Origin of the sequence: Flavobacterium sp. (genome assembly GCF_017985075.1) — a bacterium.
GTDB lineage: Bacteria > Bacteroidota > Bacteroidia > Flavobacteriales > Flavobacteriaceae > Flavobacterium.
On the sequence record NZ_JAGNYF010000001.1, the window covers coordinates 48,238 to 67,852 of the forward strand.

Annotated in this window: 18 protein-coding genes and 1 pseudogene; 14 read left to right on the forward strand and 5 right to left on the reverse strand. The window is 29.9% G+C overall.

What is annotated here, in order from left to right; all coding sequences use genetic code 11:
- Positions 1 to 38 precede the first annotated feature (38 nt).
- From metF to KA468_RS00225, 3 genes are read left to right on the forward strand one after another with little or no spacing between them, the layout of a single operon-like run.
- Entirely contained in the window at positions 39 to 995 is a 957-nt protein-coding gene (gene metF / locus KA468_RS00215) for a methylenetetrahydrofolate reductase [NAD(P)H] (protein WP_291240941.1), read from the forward strand.
- A 55-nt stretch (positions 996 to 1,050) separates the two neighbouring features.
- Positions 1,051 to 2,139 carry an acyloxyacyl hydrolase gene (locus KA468_RS00220; RefSeq protein WP_291240942.1) on the forward strand — a complete coding sequence of 363 codons (1,089 nt, stop codon included), beginning with the start codon at positions 1,051 to 1,053 and terminating at the stop codon, positions 2,137 to 2,139.
- Positions 2,136 to 2,870 (forward strand): head GIN domain-containing protein, encoded by a 735-nt coding sequence (locus KA468_RS00225; RefSeq protein ID WP_291240943.1) that lies wholly within the window; start codon positions 2,136 to 2,138, stop codon positions 2,868 to 2,870. The genes KA468_RS00220 and KA468_RS00225 overlap by 4 nt, the downstream gene beginning before the upstream one ends.
- Before the next feature lie 65 nt (positions 2,871 to 2,935).
- On the opposite strand, the pseudogene KA468_RS00230 reads toward KA468_RS00225, so the two are convergent.
- Positions 2,936 to 3,556 (reverse strand): annotated as a pseudogene (locus KA468_RS00230) (ATP-binding cassette domain-containing protein); the annotation flags it as partial.
- 117 nt (positions 3,557 to 3,673) lie between these two features.
- Here KA468_RS00230 and KA468_RS00235 point away from each other — a divergent pair.
- The 11 genes from KA468_RS00235 to aroA all read left to right on the forward strand — a co-directional run bounded on the left by KA468_RS00235 (position 3,674) and on the right by aroA (position 16,514).
- Positions 3,674 to 4,351, forward strand: a complete 678-nt coding sequence (locus KA468_RS00235) for a TetR family transcriptional regulator C-terminal domain-containing protein (RefSeq protein WP_291240944.1) — start codon at positions 3,674 to 3,676, stop codon at positions 4,349 to 4,351.
- 15 nt (positions 4,352 to 4,366) lie between these two features.
- Complete coding sequence (locus tag KA468_RS00240; protein WP_291240945.1) at positions 4,367 to 5,674, forward strand: AarF/UbiB family protein; 1,308 nt, start codon at positions 4,367 to 4,369, stop codon at positions 5,672 to 5,674.
- Between the two features lie 10 nt (positions 5,675 to 5,684).
- Positions 5,685 to 6,368 carry an SDR family oxidoreductase gene (locus KA468_RS00245; RefSeq protein ID WP_291240946.1) on the forward strand — a complete coding sequence of 228 codons (684 nt, stop codon included), beginning with the start codon at positions 5,685 to 5,687 and terminating at the stop codon, positions 6,366 to 6,368.
- A gap of 117 nt (positions 6,369 to 6,485) precedes the next feature.
- Positions 6,486 to 7,568: a bifunctional 3-deoxy-7-phosphoheptulonate synthase/chorismate mutase type II gene (locus KA468_RS00250; RefSeq protein WP_291240947.1), complete on the forward strand. Its 1,083-nt coding sequence runs from the start codon at positions 6,486 to 6,488 to the stop codon at positions 7,566 to 7,568.
- A gap of 61 nt (positions 7,569 to 7,629) precedes the next feature.
- Positions 7,630 to 9,279, forward strand: coding sequence for a hypothetical protein (locus KA468_RS00255; RefSeq protein WP_291240948.1), 1,650 nt, complete (start codon positions 7,630 to 7,632; stop codon positions 9,277 to 9,279).
- Between the two features lie 119 nt (positions 9,280 to 9,398).
- Positions 9,399 to 10,376, forward strand: coding sequence for a ribosome small subunit-dependent GTPase A (rsgA, locus tag KA468_RS00260; RefSeq protein WP_291240949.1), 978 nt, complete (start codon positions 9,399 to 9,401; stop codon positions 10,374 to 10,376).
- 19 nt (positions 10,377 to 10,395) lie between these two features.
- Entirely contained in the window at positions 10,396 to 10,848 is a 453-nt protein-coding gene (gene dtd / locus KA468_RS00265; RefSeq protein WP_291240950.1) for a D-aminoacyl-tRNA deacylase, read from the forward strand.
- 1 nt (position 10,849) lies between these two features.
- The gene (locus KA468_RS00270) at positions 10,850 to 12,736 is read left to right on the forward strand and encodes a DUF3857 domain-containing protein (protein ID WP_291240951.1); all 1,887 of its coding nucleotides are present in this window, start codon (positions 10,850 to 10,852) and stop codon (positions 12,734 to 12,736) included.
- 11 nt (positions 12,737 to 12,747) lie between these two features.
- Positions 12,748 to 14,742: a DUF3857 domain-containing protein gene (locus tag KA468_RS00275; RefSeq protein WP_291240952.1), complete on the forward strand. Its 1,995-nt coding sequence runs from the start codon at positions 12,748 to 12,750 to the stop codon at positions 14,740 to 14,742.
- 186 nt (positions 14,743 to 14,928) lie between these two features.
- Positions 14,929 to 15,255, forward strand: coding sequence for a nucleotide pyrophosphohydrolase (locus tag KA468_RS00280; protein ID WP_291240953.1), 327 nt, complete (start codon positions 14,929 to 14,931; stop codon positions 15,253 to 15,255).
- Between the two features lie 2 nt (positions 15,256 to 15,257).
- Positions 15,258 to 16,514: a 3-phosphoshikimate 1-carboxyvinyltransferase gene (gene aroA, locus KA468_RS00285; RefSeq protein WP_291240954.1), complete on the forward strand. Its 1,257-nt coding sequence runs from the start codon at positions 15,258 to 15,260 to the stop codon at positions 16,512 to 16,514.
- Here aroA and KA468_RS00290 read toward each other — a convergent pair.
- From KA468_RS00290 to KA468_RS00305, 4 genes are all read right to left on the reverse strand, one after another.
- A complete protein-coding gene (locus KA468_RS00290; protein ID WP_291240955.1) occupies positions 16,511 to 17,278 on the reverse strand; it encodes an ATP-binding cassette domain-containing protein in 768 nt (255 codons plus the stop codon). The two genes, aroA and KA468_RS00290, sit on opposite strands and share 4 nt — an antisense overlap.
- Positions 17,278 to 18,024 (reverse strand): ABC transporter permease, encoded by a 747-nt coding sequence (locus KA468_RS00295; RefSeq protein WP_291240956.1) that lies wholly within the window; start codon positions 18,022 to 18,024, stop codon positions 17,278 to 17,280. The genes KA468_RS00290 and KA468_RS00295 overlap by 1 nt, the downstream gene beginning before the upstream one ends.
- Before the next feature lie 67 nt (positions 18,025 to 18,091).
- Positions 18,092 to 18,940, reverse strand: a complete 849-nt coding sequence (locus tag KA468_RS00300; RefSeq protein WP_291240957.1) for a glycosyltransferase family 2 protein — start codon at positions 18,938 to 18,940, stop codon at positions 18,092 to 18,094.
- 68 nt (positions 18,941 to 19,008) lie between these two features.
- Complete coding sequence (locus KA468_RS00305; RefSeq protein WP_291240958.1) at positions 19,009 to 19,539, reverse strand: methyltransferase; 531 nt, start codon at positions 19,537 to 19,539, stop codon at positions 19,009 to 19,011.
- Between the last annotated feature and the right edge of the window lie 76 nt (positions 19,540 to 19,615).

Genomic DNA, 19,615 nt, shown 5'->3' on the forward strand with positions numbered 1-19,615 from the left:
CAATAACCTGAAACCTGAAACTTGAAACAAACAAAAAAATGAAAGTAACACAACATATCCAAAACGCCAACGGAAAACCTTTGTTTTCTTTTGAAATTTTACCACCTTTAAAAGGTCAAAATATTCAATCTATTTTTGATAGTATTGATCCGTTAATGGAATTTAATCCACCATTTATTGATGTTACGTATCATCGAGAGGAATATGAATTTAAAGAATTACCAAACGGGTTATTGCAAAAGAAAATTGTAAAAAAACGTCCAGGTACGGTAGGAATTTGTGCAGGAATTCAAAATAAATATAATGTAGATGCCATTCCGCATATTTTATGTGGTGGTTTTACGAAAGAAGATACCGAAAATTTATTAATTGATTTAGATTTTTTAGGAATCGATAACGTTGTGGCGCTTCGTGGTGATGCGGTTAAAAGTGAAATTTATTTTAAGCCAGAAAAAGAAGGTCACGTTTTTGCTTCTGAATTGGTTTCGCAAATTAATGATTTAAATAACGGTATTTATTTAGATGCCGATTTGCAAAATTCATCTAAAACTGATTTTTGTATTGGTGTTGCAGGATATCCCGAAAAACATATGGAAGCACCAAGTTTAGATAGTGACATTCATTTCTTAAAACAAAAGATTAAAAACGGTGCGGATTATATTATTACGCAAATGTTTTTTGATAATCAGAAATTTTTCGAATTTGTTGCGAAGTGCAGAGCGGCTGGAATTACTGTTCCGATCATACCAGGTTTGAAGCCCATTTCAACAAAAAAACAACTAAATTTAATTCCACACCGATTTAGCATCGAATTACCAGATGATTTAATTATGTCTGTCGTGAAAGCTAAAGATAATGATGCGGTAAAACAAATTGGTATTGAATGGTGTACGCAACAAAGTAAAGAACTTGTGGCGGCAGGAATACCAGTGCTTCATTATTACTCTATGGGTAAAGCAGAAAATATCAAAGCCATTGCCAGTCAAATATTTTAATTTCAATTTTCTTTGTAATTGAACTTCATAAACTATATTTGTCTGAATTATTTTTATGAAGCAATTTTTACTTTTATTCATTTTTGGAATTTCGTTTTCACAAAATCAATCGGACGCCTATTATATAGATGTTCAAGGATTTCGTGGAAATGTTTTTAAACATACACCTGAGGTAAGTCATTTGGCAACTGGTCATCCAGACGGATTTTTGGTAAGTATAAATAAAAAATCATCAGGTAAAAAGGAATGGCAGCAAGTTTATGGTTATCCAGATTATGGAATTTCTTTCCAAGCTATCGACCTTAAAAATAACTATTTAGGTAAAAATTATGCGATAGGGTTACATTATAATTTTTACTTTTTAAAAAGACATTTGCTGTTCCGAGTTTCCCAAGGAATTGGATTTACAACTAATCCGTACGATAAAGAAACCAACAATAAAAACAACGCTTTTGGCTCGAAATTTTTAGACAACAATTACATTTTATTACAATATCAAAAGCAAAACCTTCTTGGACCAATTGGTTTTCAAACAGGATTTATGCTTACCCATTTTTCTAATGCCCGATTTAAAGCACCAAATAGCGGTATAAACAGTTATTCCTTTAATTTTGGATTGAATTATAATTTTGATAAAGACAAAACGATTATAAAAGATAGTTTGCCAAATTTAAAATCATATGCAGAAAAAATTAAATACAATTTAGCCTTTCGAACAGGAATTTCAGAAGCGCCAGTAGTTGGGATTGGTCAGCGTCAGTTTTATCACATTGGTTTATATGCAGACAAGCGTTTTAACAGAAAAAGTGCCATACAATTAGGAACAGATGTGTTTTTTTCAAGATATTTAAAAGATTATATTCAATTTTCTTCTGTAGCCTTTCCAGATAAAAAACCAGTAGACCCAAATACGGATTATAAAAGAATTGGTGTTTTTGTGGGTCACGAATTATTTATTAATAAACTATCCATTGAAACGCAATTTGGATATTATGTGTACAAACCTTTTAAATATGATATTGATATTTATCAGCGATTGACGCTAAAATATTATATCAATAAAAATATAATTACAGGAATTGGTTTAAAAACGCATAGAGCAAAAGCCGAGGCTGCTGAACTAACTTTAGGAATACGATTATGATAAAAAAATATTTACTTTTAGTTTTTGTATTATTTCTTTCAGGTTGTGGAATTTCTGAAGATTGTATAAAAAATGCAGGAAATCCAGTAACTAAAGAATTTGCTATTTCTGATTTTGATAAAATTCGTGTGCATTCAGGAATTTCTTTAGTGGTAAAAGAAGGTCCAGATTTTAAAGTCATCATTCAATCGGGTTCTAATATTATTGATAATATCGAAGCAACTAAACAAGGCGATTTTTTAGTGGTAAAAGACAAATCAACGTGTAACTGGACGCGCGATTTCAAAGCCGCAACTGTTTTTGTAACAGCACCAAATATTTCCGAAATTCATAGCAAAACCGAACAAGATATTTTTTCAGACGGGACGTTGACTTTTCCAATCCTGAGATTATTTGCTTTAAATGAAGAAGAAGCCGGTACTGGCGATTTCTATTTCAATATAAATAATGCACAAACCGTAATAGAATCGAATCACGTGTCTAATTTTTATATTTCTGGAAATACTTTGGAATTATTGTGTAATTTCTATTTTGGTACGGGTAAATTTTATGGAGAAAATTTCATTTGTCAAAACATAAAAATCTTTCAACGCGGTTCTAACGATATGATTTTAAAACCCATTCAATCCATTTCAGGAAAAATATTAAATACTGGGAATGTGATTCTGAAAAATAATCCACCAATTATAAATGTGGAACAATTGTTTTCAGGACATTTGATACTGAATTAAGCTTTCGTCTTCTCTCTAAAAACCTTTTCTAAATTGCTTCCTAAGTCAGCAATTTGTGCGTCTTCCACAATTTTTCCTTGGTGAATAATGATAATTCTATCGCAAATGGCTTGAACTTCCTGCATAATATGGGTAGATAAAAATACCGTTTTATCTTTACCAATATTTTTAATTAATTCTCTAATTTCAACCAATTGATTCGGATCTAAGCCGGTTGTTGGTTCATCTAAAATCAACACATCGGGATTGTGAAGTAAAGCCGTAGCCAATCCTACACGCTGACGAAATCCTTTAGAAAGTTCGCCAATTTTTTTATGACATTCTGGAGTTAAGCCCGTCAATTCAATCACTTCTTGAATACGAGATTTAGCAGTTTTATGAACTTCAGCACTAAATTCTAAATATTCACGCACATATAAATCCAAATATAACGGATTGTGTTCTGGTAAATATCCAACAGATTGTTGTACGCTTTTTTGAGCAGAAGTCACATCAAAACCATTTACAACGGCTTCGCCTTCATCTGCTGTTAAATAAGTAGTCAGTATTTTCATTAATGTCGATTTTCCAGCACCATTTGGACCTAAAAAACCTACTATTTCGCCTTTTTTCACAGAAAAACTAACGTTATCTAACGCTTTTTGAGTTCCGTACGTTTTGGTAATATTTTCGACTTCTATTGACATATACTTCTTTTCCACAAAAATAATAAATAAAAGCAATACTTTAATAGATAAATTTAAGTTAATATGGTTTTTATTGTTTAATTTTTTTGTAAATTTGTTCAACAAAATATTTATACTATGGCAGCACCTAAAAAAAAGAAAGTAATTACTGAAGATGTAATTGTTTCTGCATACACAGATTTTTGTTTAACAAACGCAAAAAAACCAAATTCGGTTTATGAATTTGCCAAATTAAACAATATGGATGAAACGGATTTTTATCACTATTTTACTTCATTTGAATTGTTAGAAAAACAATATTTTGTAACCATGTTTGCTTACACTTTAGAATTATTAGAAAAAAATGAAGCGTACCAATCCTATGATAGTGCAAATAAATTATCTGCTTTTTATTTTACATTTTTCGAAATGGCTACTGCAAATAGAAGTTTTATCATTCATTTATTGAAAGAAGATAAAAACCCAATGAAAAACTTAGGGAAGTTGTCTAAACTTCGTGAAGTATATTTGGATTATGCGTTAACTATTTTAGAAAAGCCAATTAAAATTGAACAAGAAACAGTAGTAAAAATTCAAGATAAAGTATTACAAGAAGCATCTTGGTTGCAATTTTTATCCATCTTCAATTTTTGGATGAACGACGAATCTTCCAATTTTGAAAAAACCGATGTATTTATTGAAAAATCAGTAAAAGCGAGTTTCGATTTGGCATACAATATTCCTACACAAAACATTATTGATTTTGGAAAATTTTTGTGGAAAGAACAAATGAACGGAATGTTTTCAAAATCATAAACACAACAAAAAATAATGAAAAAAATAGATAGTATTCCAACTGGAAAAATGCAGCGTGTAACAAAATTAGTTACGACTGGAGTGAAAGTTGGGGGAAATTACCTTAAATATTATGGTGAAAAAGTTGTAAATCCATCTTTAACTAAAGATAAATTACACGAAAGCAATGCCACAGATATATACGATGGGTTAAAGGAATTAAAGGGAAGTGCGCTAAAAGTTGCACAAATGCTAAGTATGGAAAAAAACTTGTTGCCACAATCTTATGTAGATAAGTTTTCGTTGTCGCAATTTTCTGTGCCGCCATTATCAGCGCCTTTGGTTCGAAAAACATTTAAAACCTATTTTAAACAATACCCTGAAGAATTATTTGATACTTTTTCACCAGATTCCATTAACGCTGCAAGTATTGGACAAGTTCATAAAGCAACTAAAAACGGAAAAGAATTGGCTGTAAAAATTCAGTATCCAGGTATTCGAGAAAGTATCGGATCCGATATTGCTTTAGTGAAACCAATTGCGATTAGAATGTTCAATTTACAAGGAACTTCTGATGAATATTTTCAAGAAGTTGAAGACAAACTTACCGAAGAAACAGATTATAAATTGGAAATTTCGCAATCGATGGCAGTAATTATTGATTGTGAGAAAATTGATAACTTATTATTTCCGAACTATTACCCAGAATATTCTTCGGATAAAATTATCACAATGGATTGGATGAATGGGATTCATTTATCTGAATTTTGTTCGAGTAATGCCTCTCAAGAACAACGTGATAAAGTTGGACAAACGTTATGGAATTTCTATATGTACCAAATTCATCAGTTGAAAAAATTTCACGCTGATCCGCATCCGGGTAATTTTTTAGTAGATAAAAACGATAACTTAATTGCGATTGACTTTGGTTGTATGAAGGAAATTCCGAATGATTTTTATGTGCCGTATTTTGAAGTGTCTACCCCAGATTCTTTAAAAGATATGGACTATTTCACAAAAAAATTATTCGAATTAGAAATATTAAAAACAACGGATTCTCCAAAAGAGTTATCCTTTTTTACAGATATGTTTCACGAATTATTAAGTGTGTTTACACAACCAATTCAAGCAGAAATATTTGATTTCGCACAACCTGAGTTTCAAGTTCAAATTGCTGCTTTAAGTGAAAAATTCGCAAGTGATAAAACGCTACGTAAAATGAATGGAAACCGAGGTTCAAAACATTTTATTTATGTAAACAGAACCTTTTTTGGTTTATACAGTTTAATGTTTGACATTAAAGCAAAAGTAAAAATTAACGATTTTAAAAAATATTTAAATTAAAACGACTAAGATGAAAAACTACATTATAATTGGAGGAAGTAAAGGTGTTGGCGAACATATTGTAAAAGAATTATCTGAAAATGGAAATTTTTGTCACGTTATTTCTCGTTCTGAGCCTACTTATGAATTTAATGGAAATTGGCATCAATTAGACGCTTTAGCAGACACGTTGCCCACTATCGATACTGTTGATGGTTTGGTATATTGCTTAGGAAGTATCAATTTGAAACCTTTTAATCGTTTAACTTTAGAAGATTTTAATTCCGATTTAAATGTGAATTTTTTTGGTGCTTTAAAAGCGTTTCAACACTATTTGCCTGCGCTTAAAAAATCAGAACAAGCCAGTGTGGTTTTCTTTAGCACGGTTGCCGTTCAATCAGGGATGCCATATCACGCAAGTATCGCCGCTGCAAAAGGTGCTGTTGAAGGTTTAGTAAAAAGTTTGGCTGCCGAATTTGCACCAAAAATAAGAGTTAATGCTATTGCACCATCGCTTATTGATACTCCTTTAGCCGCTGGAATTTTACGTTCAGACCAAATTAGAGAAAATATGATTGCGAAACATCCATTAAAACGAATTTTAAATCCAATTGACGTTTCTAAAACCGCTTGTTTTCTTTTAACAGAGAGCTCGAATGGGATTACGGGTCAAATTATCGTTCAAGATAACGGTTTGGTAAGTTTAAGTTATTAAATATTTTATATATTTGTAATAGTATAAAAATCGCCACTAAATTATATAACCAATACGTTATATTAAAGTATATATATTAATAAATCCCGATTTTTTCGGGATTTTTTATTCAAAAAAATGGAAATCACAAAAGAACACAAACAATGGTTGGTAGATTTAAAATTAAATCATCCCTTAGTTATAGCCGGGCCCTGTAGTGCAGAAACGGAAGAGCAAGTTTTAAAAATTGCACACGAATTAAAAAACACTGATGTTTCAATTTTTCGTGCTGGAATTTGGAAACCAAGAACACGACCTGGAGGATTTGAAGGCGTGGGTGAAATTGGTCTAAAATGGCTACAAAAAGCCAAAGCAGAAACAGGATTGTTGATGGCTATAGAAGTGGCTAATGCTAATCACGTAAAATTAGCTTTACAATATGATATTGATGTACTTTGGATTGGTGCACGAACAACGGTAAATCCGTTTGCGGTGCAAGAAATTGCCGATGCATTAAAAAACACGGATAAAATTGTGTTGATAAAAAACCCAGTGAATCCAGATTTATCTTTATGGATTGGCGGATTGGAACGGTTATATCAAGCTGGGATTAAAAATTTAGGAGTGATTCATAGAGGGTTTTCAACCTATGAAAAAACAAAATATAGAAACAATCCAGAATGGCAAATAGCAATTGATTTACAAAATAGATTCCCGAATTTGCCTTTAATTTGTGATCCATCGCACATTACAGGTAAACGAGATATGATTCAGGAAGTTGCACAACAAGCTTTAGATTTAAATTACGACGGATTAATTATTGAAACTCATTTCGACCCAGATAACGCTTGGAGTGACGCTGCTCAGCAAGTAACACCTGCAACTTTGAAACAAATTTTCATCGATTTGAAAATGAGAAAAGAAACAGATGAAAATGCAGAATGGAATAAAGAAATGGCTTTACAACGCGCCTATATTGACGAATTGGACACAAAATTAATTGAAATTTTAGGAAAACGTATGAAGTTAGCAGAGAAAATCGGACAACTTAAAAAAGAGAAAAACGTAGCTATTTTGCAAAACAAACGTTGGAATGAAATTTTAGGAAGAATGATTTTAGATGGTGAAAATAAAGGATTAAACGAAGAATTTGTATTAAAAATTTATAAAGCCATTCATCAAGAAAGTATTACGCATCAGGAAAAAATAATGAATAAATAAGTTTTTGCATTCAAATAAAATAGTAGTTTTGCTAATAAATCAAAACTAAACGAAAAAATTTATGAAAAAAATTTTATTTACCGCCTTAATGGTATTTTTTGCAGGTATAAATCTGACTGTAGCTCAGTATAATATTGAAAATTTAAAAATAAGTTATGGTGAAGAAATTACCGATGAGAAAGGTAAAATCGTAAAAATTATTGGTGAAGCTAATAACAAAGTTTACGCACTTGGATTAAAAGGAAAAGAATATTTTTTAAAGATATTTACTTCGAAAGAAATGAAGTTAATTTCTAATAGACCAATTGTTTTACCAGAAGTTAAGGATAAAGATGTAGAATTTGAAGAGATGATTTTACTTAACGGTAAATTATATGTTATAGGAAGTGTATATCAAAGAAAAGAAAAAATATTTAAATTAGTTGGTATTGAATTTTCTGAAGATGGAAAATTGAGTTCAACTATGCTTCCAATGTTTGAAGCGATTGTTGAAAAAAGCTCAAGAAGAGGAGATTTTTATTTCAAAACATCAGCTGATGAAACAAAGTTATTAGCTATGCATGCGTCACTTTTTGGAAAAGAAGATGCTTTTAAATATGATTTAAAATTATTTGATGCGAACTTAACGCAATTATTCGCAAATACTGAAAAAGTTTCTTTCGATGACAACAAAAAAGATTTTGAATTTACAATTTCTGACTTTGATGTTAACTATAAAGATGATGCCTTTTTGGTTATTAATGAAAGTTATAGAGATAGCAAAAAGAAAGAGCAAATTGAAAAATTCCAAGTATTAGCATTTAAAAAAGGAAATGGTTATAAAAAAGAAGTAATTGATATTCAATTTAAAGATAAAGAAATTATCAATTGTTCTATGATTTCTACACTTAATGATAAAGTTCAATTAGTTGGTTTTTATTCAAGTGTTAGGTCAAATGGTAAAGCAAATAAAGAGTTAAAAGGAGTTTATAATGCTACAATTAATATCAATACAAATGTTAATGATAATCTTAAATTTAATGAGTTTGATTATGCAACTAAAGTTAAATTATTAGGTGAAAGAAAAGCTAAAAAAGGTAAAGACGTAAAGCCATATTATAAGATTCATACAATTATTGAAAAAAATGATGGTGGTTTAATTGTTTTGTCTGAAGAAAGATTCATTTACGTAGGACAAACACAAGGTATTGGTCCATTAGGTTTAACTCCAATTACCTATTACACAAATGAAATGATTGTTACTTCATTAAAACCAGACGGTTCTTTAGAATGGAGTAATGTAGTAGCTAAAGACCAAAATGCAACAGCTACAGTTGCATCATTAAACATGTTTGCAATGTCAGGTGGAAGTAATTTTAATGTAGCTATTGGTATTTCATTTCAATTAGGTGTTATGGGTAAAGGCCCAGAATATCTAAGTGCAATTCCAATTTATAGTGATGGTCAATTAAATATTCTTTTTAACGATAATAAAAAGAACAAAGGAATTACTGATATGGATGAAATTAAAACGTTAGGTAACTATAATAGTGCAGTTCCAACACTTTTTCAATTTGATAATACTGGAAAAATCACAAGAAAAGATCCAGAAGAAGTAATTAAAAACGAATTGGTAATTAGACCAGGTGTTTTTTACAGAAAAAACAACAAAGAGTTCATTATTTACGCATCAAGAAAATCACAAGACAGAATAGGAAGAATGACTTTGTAATTTTATGAAGACCCAAGAAATTAACTTCTTGGGTTTTTTTATGGCATTTTTATAAGAAATGTTATATTTGTTGTAAGTTACGATTATCCAAAACTAATTATCGTAAATTTAACTTGAAAATGACAGGAACCGTTTATAAATCTACCGGAAGTTGGTATTACGTAAAATCTGAAGAGAACCAATTTTACAATTGTCGTATCAAAGGTAAATTCCGTATGAAAGGTATTAAAAGTACCAATCCTATTGCGGTAGGCGATGTGGTAGACTTTGATTTAGACGAAACTGTAGATGAAGTAAACGGAATTATAACTAATATTCACGATAGAAAAAATTATATCGTACGTAAATCGGTAAATTTATCTAAGCAAACACATATTATTGCCTCAAATATTGATATTGGCTTCTTAATAGTAACCATCAATAATCCTACAACCACTACAAGTTTTATTGATAGATTTTTGGTTACTGCAAAGGCGTATGGCATTGAAGCGATTATAATTTTCAATAAAATAGATACATTTGACGAGGCTACTTTAAACGAGCAATTGTATTTACAACATATTTATACCGAAATTGGGTATAGATGTTTGCGTGTTTCGGCAACCGATAATAAAGGCGTTGCAGAATTAATGGATATTATGAAAGGAAAAGTATCCATGTTTTCAGGTCATTCTGGTGTGGGAAAATCTACTTTAGTAAACGCGATTGAACCTACATTAAAATTAAAAACTAAAGAAATATCCAATTCACACGCCCAAGGGCAACATACTACCACTTTTGCTGAAATGTTTGATTTGTCAGACAATATACGAATCATTGATACGCCTGGAATACGAGGTTTTGGAATGGTAGATATGGAAAAACAAGAAGTTTCGGATTACTTTCCTGAACTTTTTGCTTTAAAAGAAGCGTGTAAATTCAACAATTGTTTGCATAAAGAAGAGCCGCATTGTGCGGTAAAAAAAGCACTTGATGAAGATAAAATTACTTGGAGTAGGTACCAAAGTTATTTAAAAATATTAGAAGGCGACGAAGAGCAATACCGAAATGACATTTACGGCGAAGACCGAATTGCTAGCGATGAAACGAGAAAATAATTTATAATTTACCATTATTTTGAAAGTAGTAATTCAACGTGTTTCAGAAGCTTCGGTTACAATTGATCAAAATATTGTAGCTCAAATAAATAAAGGCCTTTTAATTTTAGTAGGAATTGAATCAGAAGACAATTTTGAAGACATTAATTGGTTGGTTTCTAAAATTGTATATCTTCGTATTTTCGGAGACGAAATGAATGTTATGAACCTTTCAGTAAAAGATGTTAAGGGCGAAATTATTGTTGTAAGTCAATTCACGCTTCACGCGTTAACCAAAAAAGGAAATAGGCCAAGTTATATTAAAGCAGCAAAACCAGAAATTGCTATTCCGATGTATGAAAAATTCGTACAACTTTTAGAATTGGAATTAGGGAAAAAAATCCAAACAGGACAATTTGGAGCCGATATGAAAGTAGCATTAGTTAATGACGGACCCGTAACTATTATTATTGATTCAAAAAACAAAGAATAGTATGAGATTTAATTTTTTTTTCATTTTTTTAGGAATGAATTTTATATTTAGTCAAAATATAAAAATTCCTATTATTACTCCTGAACAAAAGGAAAATGCGAATACCGTTAAAATTTCCGATTTTCAAACGGTAGAATATAAAAGTTATAACAAAGTAACTATTTCCAGTAAATATGTGGTTTTAGTTTTAAATGAATTAGGTTTTAATAATATAGATTTATCTGAAAATTATAATAAATCCAATAAAATTAAGTACCTTAATGTTACTATTTTTAATTTATTTGGTGGAAAAACAAAGCAGTTTGTAAAAGCTGACTTTAAAGATAGAAGCTTGTTAGACGATTCCACCATCTTTTCAGATAACAGAATATTATATTTAGATTATACTCCAACAACTTATCCGTTTGTTTTAGAGTATGAATGTGTAACAGAATCGATAAATACGGCTTTTTTAAAAACTTGGTCGCCCATAACAAATTTGCATGAAACGATTTTGGAAGCTACTTTAGAAATTATAAAAAATCCAGAATGTACAGTTAATGTAAAAACTCAAAAATTAGAGGAGTTTAAAGTTGAAAAAGCAGAAACATCATCAAAGACTACATATTCTGTGAAAAACATTATGGCTATTAAACCAGAGTTAAATGCAGATTATTCTAAAGAATTTCCAATGATTAAAATGTATTTAAATAAAGCTTCATTGGAAGGATATGAGTTAAATATGAGTTCTTGGAGTGAATTTGGTAAAATGTATTATGATTATTTCTTAAAGGAAAACAGTAGCATTTCTGAAAAGACAAAATTGAAATTGAATAATATCATTTCTGTAAACGATTCTAAACTAGATAAAATCAAAAAAATATATAAATACGTTCAAGACAACACCAGATATGTAAGTGTTCAGGTTGGTGTTGGCGGTTGGAAACCTATGGAAGTTTCTGATGTAGAAAAATATGGTTATGGCGATTGCAAAGCACTAAGTAATTTTACACGCTCCATTCTAAAAGCCTATGATATTGACTCGTATTATACCGTTATTTATGGTGGTGATAAAAGAAAATTAGATGAAGAAATTATTTCCATGCAAGGCAATCACGCTATTTTATCAGTTCCTAATGAGGAAAGTTATATATTTTTAGAATGTACGAGTCAAACCAATCCGTTTTCTTATTTGAGTGATTTTACTTCGAATAGAAATGCGTTAATTATAAAACCTACAGGTTCAGAAATAGTAAAAACATCAGAATATAAAACAGAAAAAAATACTCAAGAAACAAAATCCAAAATTACTGTTTTAGAAAATGGATCAATTTCAGGAAATGCAGAAATCATTTCTAAAAACATTCAATACAAAAATGTCTCTCATCTCGAAACTAGTAGCTTTAAAGAGCAATCAGATTATTATAAAAACCATTTCGGACACTTGAATAATTTTGAAATTTCAAATCTTAAACTGAATAATAATAAAGAAGATTTTTCATTTGTAGAAACATTCAGTTTTAAAGCGGAAAATTATTTTGAGAAAAGTTTAAACTCCATTATACTTCCGATAAATGTGTTAAATAAATATTCGAATATTCCATCAAAATACAGAAACAAGAAGTTTTCATTTGAAATTGAATACGGATTTACTGATGCAGATGAAATTGAAATAGCTTTACCAGTAAATTACACAATTACACAATTACCAGAAAAAATTATATTAAAAGAAAAATTTGGCGAGTATTACGCTAGTGTAATATTTGAAAATAATAAGTTAATTTTTAAAAGAGAATTAACAATATTTGATGGTGTTTATTCCAAAGAAGATTACGAATTATATAGAAAGTTTATCTTACAAATTAGCAAATCAGACAACCTAAAAATAATAATTGATATTAAAAAATAATAACATAACCCATGAAAAAAATAATTTTATACTTATTGTTTCCAGTTTTACTTTTTGCCCAAGATTATGAATTGGGTAAAGTAACTATTCAAGAATTAAACCAAAAACAACATCCAACAGATACCTCTGCGGTTGCTGCTGTTTTATTTACCAAAGGTAAAAGCTATTTTGATTTTGTTGAAAACAGTCATTTTATTTTAGTCACTGAAGTTGAAGCAAAAATTAAAATTTATAAAAAAGGTGGTTTTGAATGGGCTAATAAAGAAATAGATTATTATATTGGAGGAGATGAAGACGAAAGTGTAATTATTAATAAGGCTACTACATATAATTTTGTGAATGGAAAAATTGAAAAAACAAGACTAAACGGAGAAGGTGAGTTTAAAGAAAACACTAACAAATTTTGGGCTAATAAAAAATTCACTATGCCAAATGTAAAGGAGGGCTCTGTAATTGAATATAAATATACTATAAAATCTCCTTATTATTCAAATTTACAAGACTGGAAATTTCAACATGTAATCCCTGTCGACTATTCTGAATATAAAACCTTAATACCAGAATATTACACCTATAATTATTTCAACAGAGGAAACATAATATTAAATGTAGTAAAAGAAAAAAAGAATAGAACGATTAATTTGTTAGACAACAGACCTTTAGATAAAAGAATTGGGGGAGCAAGAAATTCTGAAAAAATAGATATTTATGAAAATTACACTTTAATTAATGCTAAAAACATACCTGCATTTAAAGAAGAAGAATATTCTAATAATATCGAAAATTATCTTTCAAGTGTAAAATATCAGTTGGTATCGATACAATTTCCTAATCAAACAGTCAAATCTTTTACTGACTCTTGGGAAGATGTTGCAAAACATATAAACGAAAGTAATAATTTTGGTGAAGAATTAACTAAAGTTAATTATTTTGAAAAAGATTTTGCAATTTTACTTAACCAAAAAGAGCCAAACAATGAAACCCAAATTAATACTATATATAATTTTGTCAAAAATCACTACAAATGGAACGAATCTTTGGGCGTTTATACAGAAATTGGAGTTAGCAAAGCATACAAAGACAAAGTTGGTAATGTAGCAGAAATAAATTTAACTTTAATAGCGATGCTGCGTAAAGCAGGTTTAAATGCCAACCCTATTGTTTTAACAACTCGAAGTCAACCAATAAATTTATACCCATCAACTACAGCTTTTAATTATGTAATTTGTGGTGTAGAGATTGGTGAAGAAATTATATTTTTAGACGCTACTGAAAAAATGTTAAAACCAGGTTTATTGCCCAATAGAGCCTTAAATTATATTGGAAGACTTATTAGACAAAATAGTACTTCAATAGAGGTTGATTTATCTCCAAAATCAATTTCAAAAAAAACAGTTATGATTTTTGCTTCTATCGAAAATAAAACCATAAAAGGAAATATTAAAGAAACTTTAACCGAAAACAAAGCGTATAATTTTAGAATAAAAAATAATTTAATTTTAGAAGATACTTATCTGGAAAATATTGAAAAAAGTATGCCAGGCTTTGAAATTTCAGATTATAAAGTGGAGAATAAAACTACCCCAGAAGAACCCTTAAAAGAAGATTATTATTTTACGGCTGAAAACGAAATTGAAATTATTAATGATAAAATATTTTTTAAACCATTAATGTTTTTTGCTTTAGATGAGAATCCTTTTAAACAAGCAACTCGGGAATATCCAATTGATTTTAAATTCCCAACCAGTGATAATTATACAATTACTTACAATCTACCAGCTGGATATGTTGTAGAATCTCTGCCAGAAAAAATAAACATAACAACTGAAGATAATTTAGCTAGTTTTTCTTTTTTGATTGGAGATATGGGAAATAAAGTTCAAATTATTTCTAGTTTTAAAATTAATGCGTCATTAGTTTCTTCAGATTATTACGAATCAATTAAGGCTTTTTTTAATCAAGTATATCTAAAAATGAATGAAAAAATTGTATTAAAAAAACAATAAATTGAAATTATGAAAAACAAATTAATAGAATTTTTAGCTAAATTTATACTTCATAGTACGATTTTTGGCGTCTTGCTCTTTTTTCTAAACGATTTAACTATCGAAAAAACCGTACTTACAGCATGTAGTTTCGGACTTATGTTGTCTTTGTTTAATATGTATCAAAATCACAAAAAAAAGAAGTAAATGGACATACAAAATGCACAACTTGACGTTGATAATTGGATAAAAAACCACGGTGTTCGTTATTTTAACGAATTGACCAACATGGCTCAGCTTACTGAAGAAGTAGGTGAGGTAGCCCGAATTATAGCAAGAAGATACGGAGAACAATCTGAAAAAGAATCGGATAAAAATAAAGATTTAGGCGAAGAATTAGCAGATGTAGTATTTGTCGTTTTATGTTTAGCCAATCAAACTGGAATTAATTTGCAAGAAGCTTTTGATAAAAAACTCGACTTAAAAACCAATAGAGACCACGATCGCCATCAAAATAATGAAAAACTTAAATAATTGTGAATTTAAAACTTAGTTATAAGCTTCAAACTTCAAACTTCAAACTAAAAATTTCTGGGTCCAAATCAGAAACAAATAGGTTATTAGTTTTACAAGCATTATATCCAAATTTAGTTTTAGAAAACTCATCAACTTCCGATGATTCTGAAGTTATGATAGAAGCTTTGGCTACCCAATACCTAATACCCAAAACCCAATACCCAAAAATAGATGTTCACCACGCTGGAACAGCAATGCGATTTTTAACTGCCTACTTTGCTGCACAAGACGGATTTGAAGTCCAACTTACAGGTTCTTCAAGAATGAAAGAACGTCCAATTAAAATTTTAGTTGATGCACTAAATCAATTGGGAGCTGAAATCACATATTTTGAAAAAGAAGGATTTCCACCATTAAAAATCAAAGGGAAAAAACTTACAGAAAACAAAGTTTCACTTCAATCAAATGTTAGTAGTCAATATATTTCGGCATTATTGTTAATCGCACCAAAATTAGAAAACGGATTGGAATTAACTCTGGAAGGAGAAATCACATCGGTTTCTTACATTAAAATGACATTGGCGATATTAAATGAAATTGGTATAGAAACATTATTTGTAGAAAATAAAATTACAGTAAAACCACAATCTGCAATTCAAAATTCTAAATTTACTATTGAATCCGATTGGTCTTCAGCATCGTATTGGTATTCTATTGTCGCGCTTTCTGAAATTGGTACGCAAATTACCTTATCAAGTTTTAAAGAAAATAGTTTACAAGGCGATTTTGCTTTAGTAGAAATATATAAAATTTTTGGAGTAGAAACGGTTTTTAATACTAATCATATGCTTTTACGTAAAGTTGAGAACTTGAAACCTGAAACCTTAAACCTTAAACTTAACAATAGTCCAGACATTGCACAAACTATTGCAGTAACTTGTTTTGGATTAGGAATTAGTTGTCATTTAACAGGTTTACACACGCTGAAAATTAAAGAAACCGACCGACTTGAAGCTTTAAAAATAGAATTAACCAAATTGGGTGCACCAATTTCTGTTACAAACGATTCATTAACTCTAGAACAATCAGAAAATATAAATCTTAACGTTAGGATTTCTACCTATCAAGATCACAGAATGGCTATGGCTTTTGCTCCTTTAGCTTTAAAAGTGCCAATTATTATTGAAAATGCTGAGGTAGTTTCAAAATCGTATCCTACTTTTTGGGAAGATTTTAAGCAATTCGGTTTTTCAATAGAAGAAAACGCATCTAATTAGATATCATCTTCTAAATACATTTTTCGTACACGTTTAAATAATTCGCTCGAATATACAAAGTCGGTAACAGCGGCGTTATCGGTTTTAAAAATTTCTTTGTTAGAACCTTCCCATTCTAATAAACCGTTTTTTAGAAACACAATTTTTTCTCCAATTTCCATTACAGAATTCATATCGTGCGTGTTTATCACAGTAGTAATGTTATATTCTTTAGTAATTTCTTGAATTAAATTATCAATTACAATTGCCGTTTTTGGGTCTAAACCAGAATTTGGTTCATCACAAAATAAATATTTTGGATTGTTTACAATCGCTCTTGCAATCGCCACACGTTTTTGCATTCCTCCAGAAATTTCTGATGGTTTTTTATGATTGGCATTAACCAAATTCACTCTATCAATAACAAAATTTACTCGTTCTTTAATTTCAGAGGGCGATTTATTAGTGAACATTTTTAATGGAAAACCTATATTTTCTTCCACCGTCATACTATCAAATAAAGCACTTCCTTGAAAAACCATTCCAATTTCGGTACGAATGTCTCGTTTTTCATCTTTATTTAACTCTTTATAAATTCGATTATCGAACGAAATATAACCGCTATCAATTTCGTGAACGCCTAATAATGATTTTATAAAAACTGTTTTCCCAGAACCACTTTGACCAATGACTAAACTGGTTTTGCCAGCTTCAAAACTTGTCGAAATGCCTTTCAGAATCATTTGATCACCAAAACTTTTTTGAATGTTATGTACTTCAATCATTAGCTTAAAAGTAATTGGGTTAAAATATAGTTCATTAAAATAATTACTACAGAGGTCCAAACAAACGAAACGGTGCTGGCTTTACCCACTTCTAATGCACCACCTTTCATGTAAAAGCCGTGAAAGGAAGGAATTGTAGCCAACAAAAAGGCAAATATTAAAGTTTTAATAAACGCATAAACAATATGGAAAGGAATAAATTCTTTTTGAAGTCCAATAATAAAATCTGTACTTGAAGTAAAATCGCCATAAACGCCTGCTAAATAGCCGCCAAAAATACCTAAAAACATAGCAATTCCAATTACGAAAGGATATAATAAAACCGCTATCATTTTTGGAAAAACTAAATAATTTAACGCGTTTACACCCATAACTTCTAAAGCCTCTATTTGTTCCGTAACGCGCATAGATCCAATACTCGACGTTATAAACGAACCCATTTTCCCCGCCATAATTATCGAAATAAACGTAGGTGCAAATTCTAACACGATTGATTGCCGTGTTGCAAAACCAATTAAATATTTTGGTATCAGTGGATTGGTTAAGTTTAATGCCGTTTGAATTGCTACAACACCACCCACAAAAAACGAAATGAAACAAACAATTCCCAAAGAATCAATAATCAAATCGTCAATTTCTTTTAGGATAAGTTGTTTCATCACAGACCATTTTACTGGACGATTAAACACCTCTTTCAACATTATGAAATAACGACCAATTTGCGATAAATATCTTATGAGCATCATTAATTAGGGTACGATTTATTTGTTTTAGTATTCAGTAAAAATACTGTTTTAATTTTATTTTAATAGATTAAAACAACTTTTCTTTCATTTTTTTCCATCTGTATTTTCTTATCCATTTGGCTTGTTCTGGATTAACAAATAAAGGTTTTCCTGAAGATTTAGCTTTCAAAAATCCTAAAATATAATCGATAAATAAAAAAGGTTTTCCTTTTCTTGAAGCTAATTTTAAAGAGGCAACTGCGGTTATAATAAATCCATAACCTAAACTGTAAAAGGCCTCACCTTGCTTATATCTTGCAGCTTTAGTATAACTGGCTCCAGTTGGTTTTAAGTGCTTTACGTGTAAACTTTCATCAGTAAGGACTTTCCAATTGTGAAATTTACATAATAATTCGTCTACAGTGTCCCAACCCATAGCTGGTTTTAATCCGCCAATTTGCTTATACGTTTCTTTTCTATACGCTTTTAAAGCCCCTCTAATATGGTCTTTATCGGTTAAGTTTTCTAAAATCCAATCGCCATTTTTTTCAATATAGCAGAAACCGCCAACCATTCCGATACTACTATCAGATTGAAAATGTTTTATAATGGTTTCGAAATAATTATTTGGAAAAATCAAATCGGCATCCACTTTTACAATAATATCGTATTGGTTATCAATGTGTTTTTCGCCTTCTTGAAACGCTTGAATTACTTTGCTTCCAGGAAGATGAATGGCATCAGATTTTTTATTTACTAAAGAAATAAACGGATATTTTTCAGAAAATTGAGTTACTATTTCAGCGGTACTATCAGTAGAATTATCATTAACCACTACAATTTTCGTTGGCAAAACGGTTTGCGCTATCAAAGATTGTAACGTTAAAGCCATAAAAGCTTCTTCATTGTAAGCAGGAATGATAATGTAGTATTTCATATTGAAAAGTCCAATTTTTATAATTCCAAATTTCAACTTAAATTATAGAGTAATTTGGGATTTGGGATTTATATTTTGGGATTTCTCTCCGCATAAACCAAATAATATCTCGGAGTAAACCATCTCAATAAAGGACGAAAACCAATTTTTTTAACAGGATGTGTAAATTTAACACGATCTATAATTTGAAATCCTGTTTTTTCTAATAACCAGTCCAATTGCCAATCTTCAAATTCGTGATAATGTCTGTCCCATTTGTCTGTTTTACTTCGGTATGCCGATGAAAACCATAAACGTAAGGGAATAGAAATAAGAATTTTATCGCATTTTACATTTTCTAAAATGGTGTACGGATTTAATAAATGTTCGAAAATTTCAAATCCTGTAAATACGTCGTAATTTTCTTCGCGTAAAGCAGTTTGATTGGTATCTAAGTCTTCACCCTTTGTATTAATAACCGTATACATATTTTCTACCATTATTTTCGAAAACGGATTGGGAACACCTAAATCAAAAATAGTTTCAGATGTTGAAATATTTTTTTTTAGAAATTCTAACGTAATATTGAATCGTTTGCTTGGATAAGTTTTTTCGTACATTAATATAAGCTTGATAGTAATTTATAAATGCAAAATTAACGATAAACACGAAACATTTATCAATAAATTTAAAAAA